The sequence below is a fragment of the Pseudomonas sp. KH_040 genome, assembly GCF_057839305.1.
In genome coordinates, this window is the sequence record NZ_CM174487.1 from 609,381 (window position 1) to 627,616 (window position 18,236).

Here is an 18,236-nt window from a genome sequence, read left to right on the forward strand (position 1 = left end):
TGCTCGCGATAGCGATATCAGCGACTCAGATACATTCGAGTCGTCAGTAAATAAACCGGCAACCCCGATACCAAAATCAACAACGCCGCATAAGGCGCCGCCGCCGCAAATTCGACATTCGCGGTATGCGCCCACACTTCGGTCGCCAGCGTATTGAGCCCGGTCGGACTCAACAGCAGCGTCGCCGTCAATTCCTTCATCGCATCCAGAAACACCAGCGCAAACGCCGCGCCCAATGCCGGGAAGATAATCGGCAACGTCACCCGGCAAAACGCGGTGAACGACGACGCGCCCAGCGTCCGCGCAGCTTCTTCCAGCTGTGGCGCAGCCTTGTTCAGGGCCGTGCGGATCGGCGCCTGCGCCAGTGGCAGAAACAGCAGCGCATAAGCGATCAGCAGCAGCCCCGACGTCTGGTACAGCGCCGGCACGTAATGCAGAGCGAAATACACCAGCGTCAACGCAATCACCAATCCTGGCAGTGCATGCAGCAGATACGGCAAGCGTTCGGCCCAGATCGCCAGTTGGCCTTTGTAGCGCACTACCAGCAATCCGACTGGCACTGCCAGCACCAGGCACAATGCCGCCCCGCCAAGAGAAAGCGCCAAAGACGAGAGCAGGGCTTCAGTAATCGCGGCCACCGGAAAAGCCGCCGACGAACCGACCGCCAGCCAATACGCCAACATCCCCAGCGGAATTCCGCTGCCAACAATCGCCAGCATCAGGCAATACAACTGACCGACCGCTGCCCATGGTCCTAGCCGAACCTGCTCAGCCTGACGCGCCGCGCCTTGCCCGGTGCGCACATGCCGGCCTTTGCCGCGTACGCGCAGTTCCAGCCACAGCAACACCAAGCACAGCGCCAGCAATACGGCCGACAGCATCGCCGCGTTGGCGTTGCTGAATTCCAGTTCGAATTGCTGATAGATCGCTGTGGTGAAGGTTTGCAGGCCGATGATCGACAACGCGCCGAATTCCACCAGCATGTGCAGGGCGATCAGCAACGAACCCGCTAGCAGTGAAGGCCAGAGCAGCGGTAGGGTGACACGGAAAAACACGCCCCAGCGATTCTGCCCAAGGGTGCGGGCCGATTCTTCAAGGGATGGATCAAGATTGCGCAGGGTTGCCGCCACGGGCAGGAAGATCAGTGGATACTTCGACAGGCTCATGACCAGAATCGCCCCGCCAAGGCCTTCGAACTGCGCGCTCAACGAAACCCAGGTGAAGCTGCTGACAAACGCCGGCACCGCGAACGGCAGGCACAGAATCACACCCCACAGGCGTCGTCCCGGCAGATTGCTGCGCTCCAGCAGCCAGGCCAGCGACAGACCGATCACGCCGCACGTAAGGGTTACGCCAACCATTAACGCCAAGGTGTTGCACAGCAGGCCGAACACATATGGGCGCCACAACAAGTGCAGCGCTTCGGCCCAACCGGCCTGCCAGGCTTTGAGCCCGACATAGGCGAGCGGCAACAGACTCAGTATCACCAGCAACAAAACTGGCAATACCAGCCAGATTGAAGGCCGCTTGCGTTTTGGCACGTAACCCCCGCGCGCGGCGGGGGCGGATAACGATGCGGCCATCAGTTCAAGCCAACTTCACGTTCCAGTTCCAAGGCTTCTTCGGCATTGCCCAGATCGGCCGGGGTTACGTTCGGCGCTTCCAGTTCGCTGAACGGCTTGAGCCCGCGATCCGATTCCATGCCTTTGTGCAGCGGGTATTCGGCGGTGGTTTGGGTGATCACGCGCTGGCCTTCTTCGCTGGCCATATAGGCAAGGAATTGCTGGGCTTCTTTTGGATGTTTGCTGGATTTCAGTACGGCAGCACTGGACACGGTGATCAAGCCGCCGGCGTCGCCACCGGTGAAGTAATGCAGTTTCGAATCCAGTTTGCCTTTCTCGCGTTGCAGTGCGAACCAGTAGTAGTTGTTCACCAGTACGGTAGCGACTTCGCCGTTTTCCACAGCTTTGAGGGCGACCATGTTGTTGCTGTAGGTCTTGCCGAACGCGCGCAGGCCGGTCAGCCATTCCTCGGCGGCATCGCGACCGTGCATTTTGATGATGGCGACGGCTTGTTCCTGAAAGGCGCCGCTGGTCGGTACGAAACCGACTTTGCCTTGCCACTGTGGATCGGAGAATTCCATTACCGATTTCGGCAGGTCTTTTTCGTCGACCAGTTTCGGGTTGTAGGCGACCACACGAACGCGCGCCGTCACGCCGATCCAGGTGCCGTTGCCAGCCACGTATTTTTCCGGAAGCACGGCCAGCGTGGCGTCATCGGTCTTGGCCAGCAGGCCCAGTTCGCCGAGATTGTTCAGCGGTGGCGATTCTTCGGTGTAGATCACGTCGGCGGGGGAGCGGTCGCCTTCTTCGATGATCTGGCTGGCGAGTTGATTGCTGCTGCCTTTGCGCACGTTGACGTGAATGCCGGTCTTGGCTTCGAAGGCTTTGGCGATCGCGTCGCCGACTTCTTTATGCTGGCCGTTATAGAGAGTCAGGGAAACCGCATCGGCAGCCTGGGTGAGGGGAGTGGCGAGCGCCAGGCCGAGGAGGGTGAAGGTCAGGCCTCGGCGCAGGGTATTTCGAAACGTCATTCGCAGGGTTCCTCACTGTCGCATTGCAAAAACTTGCAACAATGATAAACGATATTGTTTCTCAAGTGCGCCTTGCGAGAGGCTGCCAGCTCTGGTACGGCCTCTACGTTGAACTGTAGGAGCTGCCGAAGGCTGCGATCTTTTGATCTTGCTTTAAAAACAGGATCAAAGGATCGCAGCCTTCGGCAGCTCCTGCAGGGGGGATTCTGGATTTCTGGAAGCCAGAAACGCAAAAACCCGCTTTCGCGGGTTTCTGTGAAATCCAAGGTCGTGACCTTGAATTTGAATTGGTGCCCAGAAGAAGACTCGAACTTCCACGACCGTAAGGTCACCAGCACCTGAAGCTGGCGTGTCTACCAATTTCACCATCTGGGCAATCATCGCTAGCGTTGCCGCTGTTGATGTGGCGCACTATACGGAGCGACTTTTGATCTGTAAACCCCTGATTTAATTTTAATAAATCAGTTTTAAGAAAACCTGGGCTTAGAATGCAAAAAACCCGCTTTCGCGGGTTTTGTGTGAGCCTTGAAACTGATCTAGTCTCAAGCTCGAAATTGGTGCCCAGAAGAAGACTCGAACTTCCACGACCGTAAGGTCACCAGCACCTGAAGCTGGCGTGTCTACCAATTTCACCATCTGGGCAGTATCGGCAACGCTTGTGCGTCGTCGATGGCGCGCACTATACGGAGCGTCTTTTTAACTGTAAACCCCTCTCAGCAAAAAATATGATTTTTTTTACCGGCGGTGTGCAAAACGGCTTTCAAGTGACGCTACAGCCCTTGATAAGGGCCTTATAGAGTCGGAAATTTCCCGTTTCATGGCGCCTATGCCAAACTAACCCGCATATAGACAAGGTGAAAACTCTCTAATGGCCGATTGGCAGTCCCTCGATCCCGAGGCCGCTCGTGAAGCGGAAAAATATGAAAACCCTATTCCTAGCCGCGAACTGATCCTGGCGCACCTCGCCGATCGGGGTTCGCCTGCTGCCCGCGAGCAACTGGTCGAAGAGTTTGGTCTGACCACAGAAGACCAGATCGAAGCCCTGCGCCGTCGCCTGCGCGCCATGGAGCGCGACGCTCAACTGATCTATACCCGTCGTGGCACGTACGCGCCGGTCGACAAGCTTGACCTGATCCTTGGTCGCATCAGCGGTCACCGTGACGGTTTCGGCTTCCTGGTGCCGGACGATGGCAGCGACGATCTGTTCATGAGCCCGGCGCAGATGCGTCTGGTGTTCGATGGCGACCGTGCACTGGCGCGTGTTTCCGGTCTTGACCGTCGCGGTCGCCGCGAAGGCGTGATCGTCGAAGTGGTGTCGCGTGCTCACGAAACCATCGTTGGTCGCTACTTCGAAGAAGGCGGCATCGGTTTTGTCGTCGCAGACAATCCGAAGATCCAGCAAGAAGTGCTGGTCACGCCGGGCCGTAACGCCAACGCGCAGATCGGTCAGTTCGTTGAGGTGAAAATCACCCACTGGCCAACGCCGCGCTTCCAGCCGCAAGGTGACGTGGTCGAAGTGGTCGGCAACTACATGGCGCCGGGCATGGAAATCGATGTCGCCCTGCGCACCTACGACATTCCGCATGTCTGGCCTGAAGCCGTTCTGAAAGAAGCGGCCAAGCTCAAGCCGGAAGTCGAAGAAAAAGACAAAGAGAAGCGCGTCGACCTGCGCCATCTGCCGTTCGTCACCATCGACGGTGAAGATGCCCGCGACTTCGACGATGCTGTTTATTGTGAAGCCAAACCGGGCAAGCTGCGCCTGTTCTCCGGCGGCTGGAAGTTGTACGTGGCGATTGCCGACGTTTCCAGCTACGTGAAGATCGGCTCGGCGCTGGACAACGAAGCACAAGTGCGCGGCAACTCGGTGTACTTCCCCGAGCGTGTAGTGCCAATGCTGCCTGAGCAACTGTCCAACGGTCTGTGCTCGCTGAACCCGCACGTCGATCGTCTGGCCATGGTTTGCGAGATGACCATCTCCAAGTCCGGCGAAATGACCGACTACTGCTTCTATGAAGCGGTGATCCATTCCCATGCTCGTCTGACGTACAACAAAGTCAGTGCGATGCTGGAAACGCCGAAAATCACCGAGGCGCGTCAGCTTCGCGGTGAGTACAACGATGTTCTGCCGCACCTCAAGCAGCTTTATGCGCTGTACAAGGTTCTGCTGGCTGCCCGTCACGTCCGTGGCGCGATCGATTTCGAAACGCAGGAAACCCGAATCATCTTCGGTACCGAGCGCAAGATTGCCGAAATTCGTCCGACCACCCGTAACGATGCGCACAAGCTGATCGAGGAATGCATGCTGGCGGCTAACGTCGCCACTGCTGAGTTCTTGAAGAAGCACGAAATCCCTGCGCTGTACCGCGTCCACGATGGTCCGCCACCGGAGCGTCTGGAAAAACTGCGCGCGTTCCTTGGCGAGCTCGGTTTGTCCCTGCACAAAGGCAAGGACGGTCCATCGCCGAAGGACTATCAGGCATTGCTGGCAAGCATCAAGGATCGTCCGGATTTCCACCTGATCCAGACCGTGATGTTGCGTTCGCTGAGCCAGGCGGTGTACAGCGCTGACAACCAGGGCCACTTCGGCCTGAATTACGAAGCCTATACCCACTTCACTTCGCCGATCCGTCGTTACCCGGATTTGCTCACGCACCGCGCGATCCGCAGCGTGATCCATTCGAAACAGGACACCCCGCACGTTCGCCGTGCCGGTGCGATGACCATTCCGAAGGCGCGCATCTATCCGTACGACGAAGCAGCGCTGGAGCAGCTCGGCGAGCAATGCTCGATGAGCGAACGCCGTGCCGACGAAGCGACCCGCGACGTCGTGAACTGGCTCAAGTGCGAGTTCATGAAGGATCGCGTGGGCGAATCGTTCCCGGGCGTGATCACCGCAGTGACCGGTTTTGGTCTGTTCGTCGAGCTGACCGATATCTATGTCGAAGGTCTGGTGCACGTCACCGCGCTGCCGGGCGATTACTACCACTTCGATCCTGTGCATCACCGCCTGGCGGGCGAGCGCACCGGTCGTAGCTTCCGTCTGGGCGATACCGTTGAAGTGCGGGTCATGCGCGTTGACCTCGACGAGCGCAAGATCGACTTCGAGATGGCGGAAAAAACCATCAGCGCGCCGATCGGTCGCAAAAAGCGTGGTGCTGAAACTGCCGCACCGGCCGCGAAGGAAAAAGCCGAAGCAGCGCCAGCGAAAACCGCTGGTCGTCGCCCTGCTAAAGAGAAAGCTGCCGAAGCCTATCGCCCAAGCGACGCCGTAGCGAAAAACGCCGAGCTGCGCAAAAGCCGTGAAATGAAGAAAGCTCTGCTTTCCGATGCCAAAAACGGTGGTAAAGCGGCGTCCGGGGGAAAGACCGGACGGTCGGCGCCTGAAAAGGCCTCCGGCGGCAAGCCAGCAAAACCGAGCAAACACCGTAAAGGCCCGCCAAAAGCGGGTTCTGCTCCAGCCAAAAGTGGCGGGGCACGTAAACCGAAGGCGAAGTCATGAGTCAGTTGGAAAAAATCTACGGCGTTCACGCGGTAGAAGCGTTGCTGCGTCACCACCCGAAACGCGTCAAGCAGATCTGGTTGGCGGAAAGCCGCAACGATCCGCGCGTGCAGACCCTGGTTGAGCTGGCCAACGAAAATCGTGTCCAGGTCGGTCAGGCCGAGCGCCGCGAAATGGACGCCTGGGTTGAAGGTGTTCACCAAGGCGTAGTCGCGGAAGTCAGCCCGAGCCAGGTCTGGGGTGAAGCGATGCTCGACGAGCTGCTCGACCGCACCGAAGGCGCGCCACTGTTGCTGGTGCTCGACGGCGTGACCGATCCGCACAACCTCGGCGCCTGCCTGCGCTCGGCCGATGCGGCCGGCGCGCTGGCGGTGATCGTGCCGAAAGACAAATCGGCAACTTTGACGCCGGTCGTGCGTAAAGTCGCTTGCGGCGCGGCGGAAGTGATTCCGCTGGTTGCGGTGACCAACCTCGCGCGCACTCTGGAAAAGCTCCAGCAACGCGGTCTGTGGATTGTCGGTACGGCGGGTGAGGCTGAGGTCAGCATTTATGACCAGGACCTGACCGGCCCGACCATCCTGATCATGGGCGCCGAAGGCAAAGGCATGCGTCGCTTGACTCGCGAACACTGCGACTATCTGGTGAAGCTACCGATGGCCGGTAGTGTCAGCAGTCTGAACGTGTCCGTGGCAACTGGCGTGTGCCTGTTCGAAGCGCAGCGTCAGCGCGGTGCCAAAGCCAAGGCTGCCACCAAGAAATCCTGATCTGCTGCAAATCCCCTGTAGGAGTGAGCCTGCTCGCGATAGCGGTGCAACATTCAGCATCAAAGTTGAATGTTACCCCCTCATCGCGAGCAGGCTCACTCCTACATTGTTTTGTGGGAAGGCGAAGATCGTTGGTTGTTCAAATAATCACCAATTGCCTTGCACCTCTTCTGTCCCTTCTCTACAATTGCGCCCCTTGCTGTGACGGCAGGCACGCATGTGCCCCGCGCCAGCAAGTCCATAAGTGTCATTCACTCCTTGTCTGACCGTTTTTGAGCGGCAGGCTACAACCCGTAAGGAGCATTCATGCGTCATTACGAAATCATCTTTTTGGTCCACCCGGATCAAAGCGAGCAAGTCGGCGGCATGGTTGAGCGTTACACCAAGCTGATCGAAGAAGACGGCGGCAAAATCCACCGTCTGGAAGATTGGGGCCGTCGTCAACTGGCCTACGCAATCAACAATGTTCACAAGGCTCACTACGTGATGCTGAACGTTGAGTGCACTGGCAAGGCCCTGGCCGAGCTGGAAGACAACTTCCGCTACAACGATGCAGTGATCCGTAACCTGGTCATCCGTCGCGACGAAGCCGTTACCGGCCAGTCCGAGATGCTCAAGGCTGAAGAAAACCGCAGTGAGCGCCGTGAGCGTCGCGATCGTCCTGAGCACGAAGGCGCTGAAAGCGCTGAAGGCGAAGAGAACGACAGCGATAACGCTGACGAGTAATCCACGGACCTTATTAAGGAGCCTATCAAATGGCACGTTTCTTCCGTCGTCGTAAATTCTGCCGTTTCACCGCTGAAGACGTGAAAGAGATCGATTACAAAGATCTCAACACTCTGAAAGCCTACGTATCCGAGACCGGCAAAATCGTTCCAAGCCGCATCACCGGTACCAAAGCTCGTTATCAGCGTCAGCTGGCCACCGCTATCAAGCGCGCCCGCTTCCTGGCCCTGCTGGCCTACACCGACAGCCACGGCCGCTGAGACCGGGCAGTCGACAAGTAGCAAAGGATTGAATGCATGCGTGCCTTAGCTGAGTTCATCATGCGAGGCCGTATGCAGGCCACTCTCGTGGTGGCCGGATGTGCAACATTGCCGTTGTTGTATTGGTTGGGCGCTGCCGCCGGGAGCCTTGTGCTGCTGCGGCGCGGACTGACGGACGCCCTGGGTGTTCTGTCTCTGGGGCTGCTGCCGGCATTGATCTGGTGGCTGTATGCCGATGATCCACGCGCACTTCTGGTGCTGCTGGGGTCTTCGGGACTTGCGTTGGTTTTGCGCGCAAGTGAGTCCTGGGTTCGCACGCTGCTGGTCAGCGTAGTGATTGGAGTGGTGTTTTCGGTGGTGCTCGGGGCCGCGTTTGCGGCCCAGATCGAGATGCTCGCGCAGGCCTTGATAAAGGTCATGCCGGCGCTTCTCGGTGAGACCTACAAGCAATTGTCGGTCGATGAGCAAGCGCGTTTCGCGTCCCTGATTGCACCAGTCCTGACCGGACTGATTGCGGCGCTGTTGCAAATCGTCAGCGTGCTGAGCCTGATTGTCGGGCGGCATTGGCAGGCGTTGTTGTACAACCCGGGTGGTTTTGGTCGCGAGTTTCGCGCCATCCGGATCCCGCTGGGGCCGGCGATGTTGCTGCTGGCGTTGATGCTTCTGGGCCCGAATCTCGGTGCACAGATGGCCATGTTGACGCCGTTGTGCAGTGTACCGCTGGTGTTCGCCGGACTTGCCCTGATTCATGGGCTGGTCGGGCAGAAGCGACTGGCCGGTTTCTGGCTGGTGGGGTTGTACGTCACGCTGCTGTTGTTCATGCAGCTGATCTATCCGTTGCTCGTGGTCCTGGCCATTGTCGACAGCCTGATTGATTTTCGCGGTCGTCACGTGTCGAAAGACACCGACAGCGCGAACGGTGAAGGTTAAAAGTTAGAGGATTTTCACATGCAACTGATCCTTCTGGAAAAAATCGCCAACCTGGGCAACCTGGGCGACAAAGTAAACGTTAAGGCCGGTTACGGCCGTAACTACCTGCTGCCTTTCGGCAAAGCTACCGCTGCGACCGCTGCCAACCTGGCTGCGTTCGAAGAGCGTCGTGCTGAGCTGGAAAAAGCTGCCGCAGACCGTAAAGCATCGGCTGAAAGCCGTGCTGCCCAACTGGCCGAGCTGGAAGTGACCATCACTGCCACCGCTGGCGACGAAGGCAAGCTGTTCGGTTCGATCGGTACTCACGACATCGCTGACGCACTGACCGCCTCCGGCGTTGAAGTTGCGAAAAGCGAAGTTCGTCTGCCGAACGGCACCATCCGCAACGTGGGTGAATTCGACGTGGCTGTGCACCTGCACGCCGAAGTTGAAGCCACCGTACGCGTTGTCGTGGTAGCAGCTTAAGCAACACTGATCGGCTGGCGGCTTGTCCGTCAGACGGTTAACATCGGGCACGATCCTGTTATACAGGTCGTGCCCTTTGTCTTTCTGAATTCCCTGTTTTTCCAAACAACACAAGTGGCCATGAACGATATCTCCGCTCCCGAGCAATACGATCTGCAAACCGCTGCCCTGAAGGTGCCGCCGCATTCCATCGAAGCCGAACAGGCTGTACTCGGTGGTCTGATGCTGGACAACAACGCCTGGGAACGCGTGCTCGATCAAGTCTCCGACGGCGATTTCTATCGACATGACCACCGTCTGATCTTCCGTGCGATCGCCAAATTGGCCGATCAGAACATGCCGATCGACGTCGTGACCCTGTCCGAGCAATTGGACAAGGAAGGTCAGACCTCGCAAGTCGGCGGCCTCGGTTACCTCGGCGAGCTGGCGAAAAACACGCCATCCGTCGCCAACATCAAGGCCTATGCGCAGATCGTTCGCGAACGAGCGACCTTGCGCCAGTTGATCGGCATCAGTACCGAGATCGCTGATAGCGCCTTCAACCCTGAAGGTCGTACTGCCGCCGAGATTCTTGACGAAGCCGAACGGCAGATCTTCCAGATTGCCGAGGCCCGGCCTAAAACCGGCGGCCCGGTGGGTGTGAACGATTTGCTGACCAAGGCCATCGACCGGATCGACACCTTGTTCAATACCGACAACGCCATTACCGGCCTGTCTACCGGCTACACCGACCTCGACGAGAAGACCAGCGGCCTGCAGCCGTCCGACTTGATCATCGTCGCCGGCCGTCCGTCGATGGGTAAAACCACCTTTGCGATGAACCTGGTGGAAAACGCCGTGTTGCGCAGCGAGAAGGCGGTTCTGGTGTACTCCCTCGAGATGCCAGGCGAATCGCTGATCATGCGTATGCTCTCCTCGCTGGGGCGCATCGACCAGACCAAAGTGCGTTCCGGTCAACTCGAAGACGATGACTGGCCGCGCCTGACCTCGGCGGTCAACCTGCTCAACGATCGCAAACTGTTCATCGATGACACTGCCGGTATCAGCCCGTCGGAAATGCGTGCGCGGACCCGGCGTCTGGTGCGTGAACACGGCGACGTCGGCCTGATCATGATCGACTACCTGCAACTGATGCAGATCCCCGGTTCCAGCGGTGACAACCGTACCAACGAAATTTCCGAGATCTCGCGATCCCTGAAAGCGCTGGCCAAGGAATTCAACTGCCCGGTGGTGGCGCTGTCGCAGCTCAACCGTTCCCTCGAACAACGTCCCAACAAGCGCCCGGTAAACTCCGACTTGCGCGAATCCGGAGCGATCGAGCAGGACGCCGACGTGATCATGTTCGTGTACCGCGACGAGGTGTATCACCCGGAAACCGAACACAAGGGCATCGCCGAAATCATCATCGGCAAGCAGCGTAACGGCCCGATCGGTTTTATCCGCCTGGCGTTTATCGGCAAGTACACCCGTTTCGAAAACCTTGCCCCAGGCAGTTACAACTTCGACGACGACGAGTGACAGCAGGCCGAAGTCCATCGGCCTGCTGCGACGTATCGATTACAGCATTGCACCACTCGTTCCCGGGGTTTCCTGCGCAGGCGTGACGTCGGCAGGAGGCGCCTCGATCATTGTTCGAGGCTGCAATTCCTGCCGCGTCAGCGTCTGGATCAATGTCGCTTCGACAATCGCCAACTGCGCCGTCACATCATCGGTTTGCATGTTGTATTGAGCCTCGCTCAGCAGGCCTTGTGATGACTGGCTGTCGAGAATTTCCTGGCGATTCTGAAACGGCTGGCGACTCGCATCGAATTGCGCCTGGTATTTGTGAATGATGAAGTCCTGCCAGAAATCCATCGACACCAACGCCTGAAACTCTTCAGGCGAACCATTCAGCGTCGAGACTTTGCGATACGCCGCATCCAGCATTGCCGGGGTAACGCCAGCCATGCCGATAAACGTGAGTGCCTGTGGCTGAAACGGCAATTGCAGCCGATCCTTGAGACCAAAGCGGTAGGCCATGGTCATTTCATGGGGATCGCGTATGCGCAGGTGGTGGCTGTTTCGCAGCTCCCGGGAGGTTGCCGGATCGTCAATGATTGCCCTGCTTGAAGCGATCTCTGCCGCGGCGATGTCGTCGACCTGTTTGAGCCGGAACAATCCTTTGGACAACGCCACCAAGGGGGCGCCATTCAAATCGAGCCTGGCCTGAACGCGCGCCTTGTAAGTCATGGCCAGGACTTGCAGGTCGGTGAAGGTGGCTGCGGCAAGGTCAGTGCAACCTGCTTCGCACGCGCGATCGAACAGTTCTCGACGCAAGGTTCGCGACTGTGGATCGTCTTGGCTGATGACATCGATCACATCCCAGACCTGACGCCGGAAATCGGCATGGTGCGCACGGCTTGCGAGGATGTTGAAGAAGCCGTCTGAGCCTGGCTGCTCGCGCAACGTGCGCCATTGAGTGTTTCTGGCGAACGCTTGATCAGTGGGTAGTCCGTTGGTCCAGATCAGGGTGGGCTCTGCGGCGGTCCTTGCAATGGGGCGTTGAGCTAAAGGAAATGACGTTGTGAACAGGTTGAATCTGTTGTGAAGCCCGGTTTGCGCTTCGTCCAGTTGCATGCGATAGACGCCCATTTGTATCCGCGTCTCATCAGTAATCGGATTATTCGTCAGTAACGTGCCACTGTTCACTTGGACCGAATGCGCCAGGCGCTCCGGGGGCGGAGCAGTGACAAAGTCGGGAATCGTGGTGATCTGGTTATTGCTCAGATCGATCCGGGTCAGCAGGGGTTGATCAAACAGTCCGGTTGGCCAATGCGTGATGCCGGTGTTCGCCAGGCTGACCTCGCGCATATCGGTGATCAGGCTGAAGTCCGGGATCACACCGAGCTGGGGATTGTTGTCGATCCAGAGTGCTCTGAGTGTTGTGCGTCCGGCCAGTATCCGCGCCGTTTCTGCATTGAGCTCAAGTTGGTTGTGCTGCAGAAACAGGCGCGTCATCCCGTGCATTTCTCCTACCGCCGGGGGCAAGTCCCTGAGGCGATTGTTCGACATGTCCAGCCAGCGCACATGACGAAAACGGGTGAGGAAGCCTTCCGGTGACTCCGTCAGGTTCATGCCGCTCAATCTGAGTGAACCAACATGGCTGAAGTCGATGCTCAGATCCGGCAGGGTCGGCAAGGTCAGGCCGCTCAAGTCCAGTTCCAGACCGATCGACGTGCCGTCGAATGCATGTTTTTGCGCTGTTTCGCGGCGCCAGCAACTGATGATCCGATCCCGCGCTGCGGTGCGGTCATTGCGGGTGGTGGCGTTGATTTGCAGTTGATTGGCACGCACGTAACGCAGGCGGTTGCCGCCCCCGGAAAAGACCCAGTCGTCGAGCTGGGTTTTCAAAAGATCGAATTCTTGTTCCAGCCCGAGCAAGCGTGGTGCAACGGTGCCTTTGTCATGATTCCAGATGAACTCTCTGCACTCCTTGATGGTTTTGCTCGGGAACAGGTTTCGATAACGCTGCGCCCTGGAGTCTTCGCTATCGAATACGGCGGGATGGGCCGGCTCCATCAGCTCGGGGTGAGACTCTTTAAGGCGTCGCCAGTAGCCGTCGAATTTTCGCCAGTACGCAGAGGGGAAGTCGTTGCCTTCAAGCCGCGTGACGTTGTTGATCCGCGCGACGACAGCCAGCGTCTCGGGTGTCGGGTTGAGGTTGGCCTGGGGAACCTCGCTCAAGCGATTGTCGCGCAGGTCCAGGTGGTTCAAAGCGGTTTTGTCGAGCAGCCCGGCAGGCCACTGACTGAGGCCTGTGTTTTTCAGGTTCAAGGCTTGCAACCCGGACATGGTGCTGAAGTCGGGCACTGCCCGCAGTTGATTGTTGGACAGATCGATCTGTTTCAACTGGTGCAATGCACCGAGTGCCAAAGCGCTTTGCTCATCCAGTTTTATCTGGTTTGAACTCAGGTCCAGATAGTTGAGTTTGTCCATCTCGGCGATTTTTTGCGGCAGTTTATCGATGCCGGAGTTAACGATGCTCAGGCTTTCCAGATTGGGGCAATTGGACAGAAGCGTATTGGCGGTGTCCGACCAGATGACCGAGTCGAGACTGAGGGATTTGATGTGGCTGAAATCCACGGTCAGCAGGGGTAATGGACCGTACAGCGGTGGCAGTTTCAGTACGCCGTCCGATTCGCCTAGCCAGCAGCCTCTGATGATCCTTGCCAGGCGGGTGGCGTTGACTCTTTCCGGGCCCCTGGCATAGGCCGGGCCGGGTTGACTGTCGGCGATGTAGGCCTGCAGTTGCGTTTCCAGTAACGCGAAACCGGCAAGGCGTCGTGCGATCTGCTCTTCGGCGCCATCACCCAGGGCGAGCAGATATTCCCTGGCGGCTTGCGGATCCTTGTCTGGATACATATGCCGCACCATCGCCACTTCGGGAATGTCGCCATCCAGTCTGAACGCGTCGGCGCGGGGGCCGGTGCGCATCGCCGGATAGTCGGCCACTACGCGGCGCCAATAGACCTCAAGCGTTCGCCAGTAGCCGGCCGGGAAGGGATTGCCTTCAATCAGGGTAACCGAGTTGATACGGGCGATCGCCAGTAGTTCATTGCTTGACGGGGCAAGGTTCGCCTGTGGAATTTCGCGCAGTTGGTTATTGCGCAAGTCGACCACGTCCAGTGCCACTTGATCGCGTAAACCGCTGGGCCAGTGATCCAGTCCAGTGTTGCTCAGGTTCAATGACCGAAGTTGCGACATGCCGCGAAAGTCCGGGATTCTGCCAAGCGGGTTGCTCGACAGGTCGAGGTGTTCAAGCTGTTCGAGTGCGCCCAGTTTTACTGCTGTCTGCTCATTGAGCTGGATTCGGTTCGAGTTCAGCTCCAGAGCCTTGAGAACGGTCATCGGCGCGATATCGGTCGGCAGCTTATCCAGAGTGGAGTGAGTCACCGACAGTTTCTCGAGGTTGGGAAAACTGCCAAGGAAGGTATCGGCGGTGTCCGACCAGGCGACCGCTTTCAGCTCCAGAGTTCGTACATGGCTGAAATCAGCCGTCAGTGGCGCAAGGATTGCCTCTGCCAAATCAAGTTTCAGCGTCGTCCCCGTCTGCCGCTTCCAGCAACGTTTTATTTCTTCGACAGCACGCTCCACCGCGGGATGTGCAGCTTCGGTGGGGGCCTGCGAGGATGTCTTCCTGATCCAGGAAGCGAGATCCGCCTTGAGCGCCCTATAACTGGCCTCGCGTTGGGACAGATAGCCGCGGACGTCATCCCCGTGCGAATGCAGAAGCCGGGTGATTTCCTCGTTGTTGAGGGCCGGGAAGAGTTTTCGAGCGCGGGACTCTGGCGTGCGCAAATGATTGATCGCGGTGGCAAACCGTTGCAGCAAGCCGGGCTGCGCGGGGCTGCCTGGCTCGCTGCGGAACATGCCGCCGATACCGCCGACCGGCGTCCCCAGCCAGCCGTCGCGAGCATCGAAAATGATCGGCTCCGAGCGCCCGGGACGTGTGGCGATGTAAGTGTTGGTGCTGTCGCCGGCAACCGGATCTTGCGCGCGGACGATGCGCATCACCGGTGTCGACGGGGTAGAGGCATCGGTGTCGTGCAGAACCTGATAACTGTGCTTGTCGATCACCGCATAGAGCTTGCCGTTGAGCCGGTGGAGGCCATCGCTGCCCCTTTGAACGTCACTGAAATCCAGTGGCGTACGGAAAGCTTCCAGGCGGGTGCTCGATAATGGCACCCCGATGGGCTCGAAGTGTTCCAGTTCATGCCAGAGTCCCGCGCTGGAGTCTCGCAGCAGCACGGGCCCCGAGGGGCTGGACTCGCTGGGCAGCCTGGCGCGATACAGTCCTGTTTGCGCATCTTTGCTGACCATCACGATGCCGCCAGGTACATCGGCATACTGGCGGCCCTTGTGCGTTCTCAAGCCGTCAGCGTTGCGATCCGACAAACCTGTGGCCGCAGGCACCCAGTAATGTTCCAGGGACTGGCTAGGCGCACGCGGATTTTCAAACGGCAACGCGGGTCGATGAATCGTGATGCGCGGAGCCGGCTCGATCGCATCGATATCGGCTGGCGTTGGTAAGCGGCCCGGTCGTGGCGTTTGCCCACCGGGTATCGAGATCTCTAAATCTGCGCGCGCTGGCAAGTCGAGGCGCGGGGTGTCCACGTCTGCCCCAGCGTTTTGGCGAACCGGGGGATTGCCGGAATTGTTGCCTCTGGGAGGCGATTTAACGGGCATGTCTTTCTATCCTTGCAGGTTTGCGCATCAGCTCGCCTGAGCGGGAGCTGATGGCAGGGGCGGCGTCATTGCCTGATTGATCGTATGGCCCTGAGTTCTTTACTCAGGCTTGGAAGGCACGCCAGCCGGGCTGGCCAGTGCAAATATTTTGCGCGCGGTCTTGCCATCGAAGGTCTGGCGCCAGATGGCCACGTGCGGCAAGCCAGCCTGTTCATCGCGGCGCTGAGCGTCGATGCCGCGTCGGCTCTGTTCGAGGGTTTTGAGGTGACCGCCTCGTGTAGTGAAACTCAGCGGCGCGGCGTTGTGCTGGTCATAGTGGAAATGTGCCTCCCACAACGGAGTGCCGTCGGCGCGATCAGTGATCGAATAAACATCGAGAAACGACTTGTCCCTGCCTTTGCCCGATTGCTTGCGCTCAACGGTTTTGCTCACGCGGACTTCTTCGGCATCCATCAGGTAGTTCAAACGCATGATGTCGAGCACGTCCCTGTTCTTGTACATGCGCACCAGAACACTTTGGCCATGCGCATCCAGTGACTCGGCAGCGCTGCGCAATCGCGCAGCCAGGGCGAGGATCTCGGCGTCATTGGTCGCGTCTTCATGGCTTTCCAGGCGCCTTGCCTGCTCGTTGAGGCTTTCCGCCTCTTTGCCCAAGCCTTCAAGAATCTCGGTCGGATTGGTTTTTTTCGCTTCGTCCACCTTGGCCTTGGCGACGTGTTGTTCAACGTCGACCAGTAACCGTTTTGCCTCGGCGACCAGTTGTGGTCTGGGTGTACTGACGATGGGTGGCCGCACTGGCAACCATTCGCCCTGTCTTTTTTCGTAGCGGGCGGATGGCGAACCGGGACGCAACGGGTCCGGCACCTTGACGATGACGTTGCCGTCCAGCGCCGTTTCCGTTTCGCCGACCAGAACCCGGTACGTGCCGTGCTGGCGGACCCGGAAAATCTTTCTGGGGGCTGACGGGCGGGGGCTTTCGGAAGGGTCAGGCAGTGCTGGAAGGAAATCGAAATCGATATCGTGGTCGATGTTGGGCAGCTCGCGATCGCGCCCGATCGACTCCAGAATGTCGCTCAGCCGGTTTTCGATTCGCTTCTCGAATGGATCAATCAGATCGAGGATTTCCCTCAGATACCCGGCCCTCAAAGCATCGGTGTCAGCGTTGGCGGCCAGTTGCATTTCAAATCGGGACTTGTCCGCCCTGATCTGATCAAGGCTCAAAAGCAGTGCCATCGGATGCTCATGTTGCGGAATGTTTTTCAGGTCTGCGGTGACCAGGTCGACGGCTGAAAGCGAGGGCATGGTGGTATTGGGCGAATGCTCGGGTGTGCCCGCAAACAGGTGTATATAGAGGGTCAGCTTGTTGAAGTTGATGCGCTCGGCCGACGGAACTTGCTGCCTGATTTCTTCGAGTATCGGCGCCGCTCCGGGGTCGGCTTTTCTGATTTCTGCCAGCACCACTTCACGTTCTTCGATAAACCTCAGCTTCTTGTTCAGGTGAGGGATGATTCGCTTGCAACTGTCGGCATCGAGACTGGAGATCGTTGGCTTCACCCGCAGATCCATGGCTGCCATGAGGCGGTTCAGGAACTCGGCGCGCTCTATGCGGAAGGTGTGCAGTTCCTGCTTGAACAGCCCGCTGGCTTTCGCAAGGACCAGCCATTTTCTGTTGAGCACCAGCGACTCCACGAAATCCGCCTGTTTCTGCACATGCTTGAGCAAATGCACTTCGAGACTCAGCAGTTTTGCGATTCGCTCTGCGCTGCCTTCCGCCAGTTTCTGGGTTTGCGCCCAGAGGGTGTTATGCCGGTCCGACGAGTTCGTCAACTCCGTGTGGGCCTTGTGAAAAGGCTCATACATCTGCATCAACGTGTCTTTACTCAGGCGGACAATCTCCGCGTCCTGAATACCTCCCTTCAGATCTGGCAAATGATAGACCCAGCGATTGCCCTCATCACGCCTGACCGACCGCGTTTCGCCGCTGCGGCTGGCCCGGAAGATATTTGCGCTGTCGATTGCCACGGGGTCTTTCGGATTGACGATGCGCCACGCTTTGTGTGTCGCCGTGGATGCACTCACATCGTGCATGACCTGATAAACCTGATTGTGCAGGGGCAGGTACAGCCGACCCTCGTGGCGCAACAACCCGTCGCTGTCGGCCTTGGCACGTGTGAGATCGAGATTGGTGTGCAACGTCTGCAGGTGAGTGTCGATCAAGGTAACGGCGTCACCGTCCTCGAGCGAATGCCACAGACCGCTGTCGCTGTCGCGCAGCAGTAGCGGACCAGAGGCCACGCGCTCGGCCGCGAGTTGGGCGCGGTAGAGGCCGGTCTGCGGATCGACCCCGACCATCACGATGCTGTCGTGCGCGACATCGACGTATTCGCGGCCCTTGTACATCCTCAAGCCCTCGGTATTGGCCCGGGGCAAACGGTCAGGTGCGAGGATACGGTAACTCTCCAGCGATTTTGGTCCCGTTGCGCCTGTTTTCACCGAGGCGGTTGTCGTGTGCGTGATGACGACGGGCGGTGGTCTTGTTACCTCAGGGCTGTCAGTGCCGTGAGCGCCGTGAGTGCCACCCGGCCGCGTTGCAGGGTGGACAGACAGGGACGGTTCAGGCCCCGTCCGTGGCGCTCGCCCGGTATTGCCTTGCTGCGGCGCATCCGGGCTGGTTGGTGTGTTGACTTTAATGCTGCCCTTGGCGGGCTGTTTGGGTGACATTGCTTCATCCTTGAAGGGTTGCCATATCAGTTGGCGCAGGCACCGGACTGATG

At 58.6% G+C, this 18,236-nt stretch carries 11 protein-coding genes and 2 tRNA genes; 7 read left to right on the forward strand and 6 right to left on the reverse strand.

Annotation, left to right across the window (positions count from 1 at the left end; all coding sequences use genetic code 11):
- Nucleotides 1–17: 17 nt before the first annotated feature.
- The 4 genes from AC3IUF_RS02670 to AC3IUF_RS02685 form a co-directional block, all read right to left on the reverse strand.
- On the reverse strand, nucleotides 18–1,583 hold the full coding sequence (locus tag AC3IUF_RS02670) for an ABC transporter permease (RefSeq protein ID WP_489280295.1): 1,566 nt from the start codon (nucleotides 1,581–1,583) through the stop codon (nucleotides 18–20).
- Nucleotides 1,583–2,593, reverse strand: coding sequence for an extracellular solute-binding protein (locus AC3IUF_RS02675; RefSeq protein WP_007915841.1), 1,011 nt, complete (start codon nucleotides 2,591–2,593; stop codon nucleotides 1,583–1,585). Before AC3IUF_RS02675 ends, AC3IUF_RS02670 begins: the two co-directional genes overlap by 1 nt.
- Before the next feature lie 288 nt (nucleotides 2,594–2,881).
- Nucleotides 2,882–2,968 (reverse strand) — tRNA-Leu (locus AC3IUF_RS02680).
- 180 nt (nucleotides 2,969–3,148) lie between these two features.
- Nucleotides 3,149–3,235, reverse strand: a tRNA-Leu gene (locus AC3IUF_RS02685).
- A gap of 226 nt (nucleotides 3,236–3,461) precedes the next feature.
- Here AC3IUF_RS02685 and rnr point away from each other — a divergent pair.
- The 7 genes from rnr to dnaB all read left to right on the forward strand — a co-directional run bounded on the left by rnr (nucleotide 3,462) and on the right by dnaB (nucleotide 10,755).
- Nucleotides 3,462–6,092 carry a ribonuclease R gene (gene rnr, locus AC3IUF_RS02690; protein WP_095120626.1) on the forward strand — a complete coding sequence of 877 codons (2,631 nt, stop codon included), beginning with the start codon at nucleotides 3,462–3,464 and terminating at the stop codon, nucleotides 6,090–6,092.
- The gene (gene rlmB, locus AC3IUF_RS02695) at nucleotides 6,089–6,856 is read left to right on the forward strand and encodes a 23S rRNA (guanosine(2251)-2'-O)-methyltransferase RlmB (RefSeq protein ID WP_007915843.1); all 768 of its coding nucleotides are present in this window, start codon (nucleotides 6,089–6,091) and stop codon (nucleotides 6,854–6,856) included. The genes rnr and rlmB overlap by 4 nt, the downstream gene beginning before the upstream one ends.
- A gap of 306 nt (nucleotides 6,857–7,162) precedes the next feature.
- Entirely contained in the window at nucleotides 7,163–7,582 is a 420-nt protein-coding gene (gene rpsF / locus AC3IUF_RS02700) for a 30S ribosomal protein S6 (protein ID WP_007915844.1), read from the forward strand.
- Nucleotides 7,583–7,611: 29 nt separating this feature from the next.
- Nucleotides 7,612–7,842 (forward strand): 30S ribosomal protein S18, encoded by a 231-nt coding sequence (rpsR, locus tag AC3IUF_RS02705; protein ID WP_002551829.1) that lies wholly within the window; start codon nucleotides 7,612–7,614, stop codon nucleotides 7,840–7,842.
- A gap of 36 nt (nucleotides 7,843–7,878) precedes the next feature.
- Nucleotides 7,879–8,772 (forward strand): hypothetical protein, encoded by an 894-nt coding sequence (locus tag AC3IUF_RS02710; protein WP_007915845.1) that lies wholly within the window; start codon nucleotides 7,879–7,881, stop codon nucleotides 8,770–8,772.
- A gap of 18 nt (nucleotides 8,773–8,790) precedes the next feature.
- Nucleotides 8,791–9,237 carry a 50S ribosomal protein L9 gene (gene rplI, locus AC3IUF_RS02715; protein WP_003186385.1) on the forward strand — a complete coding sequence of 149 codons (447 nt, stop codon included), beginning with the start codon at nucleotides 8,791–8,793 and terminating at the stop codon, nucleotides 9,235–9,237.
- A gap of 120 nt (nucleotides 9,238–9,357) precedes the next feature.
- Nucleotides 9,358–10,755, forward strand: a complete 1,398-nt coding sequence (gene dnaB / locus AC3IUF_RS02720; RefSeq protein WP_007915846.1) for a replicative DNA helicase — start codon at nucleotides 9,358–9,360, stop codon at nucleotides 10,753–10,755.
- A gap of 39 nt (nucleotides 10,756–10,794) precedes the next feature.
- Here the strand turns inward: dnaB and AC3IUF_RS02725 are convergent, their stop codons facing one another.
- Together AC3IUF_RS02725 and AC3IUF_RS02730 are read right to left on the reverse strand one after the other, a co-directional pair.
- Complete coding sequence (locus tag AC3IUF_RS02725) at nucleotides 10,795–15,189, reverse strand: NEL-type E3 ubiquitin ligase domain-containing protein (protein ID WP_489280299.1); 4,395 nt, start codon at nucleotides 15,187–15,189, stop codon at nucleotides 10,795–10,797.
- A gap of 372 nt (nucleotides 15,190–15,561) precedes the next feature.
- The gene (locus AC3IUF_RS02730) at nucleotides 15,562–18,183 is read right to left on the reverse strand and encodes a hypothetical protein (RefSeq protein ID WP_489280300.1); all 2,622 of its coding nucleotides are present in this window, start codon (nucleotides 18,181–18,183) and stop codon (nucleotides 15,562–15,564) included.
- Nucleotides 18,184–18,236: the final 53 nt, after the last annotated feature.

What these genes read in the sequence shown, in the direction of transcription:
- AC3IUF_RS02670 (WP_489280295.1), bottom strand. Translation starts at nt 1,583, where the DNA reads ATGGCCGCATCGTTATCCGCCCCCGCCGCGCGCGGGGGTTACGTGCCA.
- AC3IUF_RS02675 (WP_007915841.1), bottom strand. Translation starts at nt 2,593, where the DNA reads ATGACGTTTCGAAATACCCTGCGCCGAGGCCTGACCTTCACCCTCCTC.
- rnr (WP_095120626.1), top strand. Translation starts at nt 3,462, where the DNA reads ATGGCCGATTGGCAGTCCCTCGATCCCGAGGCCGCTCGTGAAGCGGAA.
- rlmB (WP_007915843.1), top strand. Translation starts at nt 6,089, where the DNA reads ATGAGTCAGTTGGAAAAAATCTACGGCGTTCACGCGGTAGAAGCGTTG.
- rpsF (WP_007915844.1), top strand. Translation starts at nt 7,163, where the DNA reads ATGCGTCATTACGAAATCATCTTTTTGGTCCACCCGGATCAAAGCGAG.
- rpsR (WP_002551829.1), top strand. Translation starts at nt 7,612, where the DNA reads ATGGCACGTTTCTTCCGTCGTCGTAAATTCTGCCGTTTCACCGCTGAA.
- AC3IUF_RS02710 (WP_007915845.1), top strand. Translation starts at nt 7,879, where the DNA reads ATGCGTGCCTTAGCTGAGTTCATCATGCGAGGCCGTATGCAGGCCACT.
- rplI (WP_003186385.1), top strand. Translation starts at nt 8,791, where the DNA reads ATGCAACTGATCCTTCTGGAAAAAATCGCCAACCTGGGCAACCTGGGC.
- dnaB (WP_007915846.1), top strand. Translation starts at nt 9,358, where the DNA reads ATGAACGATATCTCCGCTCCCGAGCAATACGATCTGCAAACCGCTGCC.
- AC3IUF_RS02730 (WP_489280300.1), bottom strand. Translation starts at nt 18,183, where the DNA reads ATGTCACCCAAACAGCCCGCCAAGGGCAGCATTAAAGTCAACACACCA.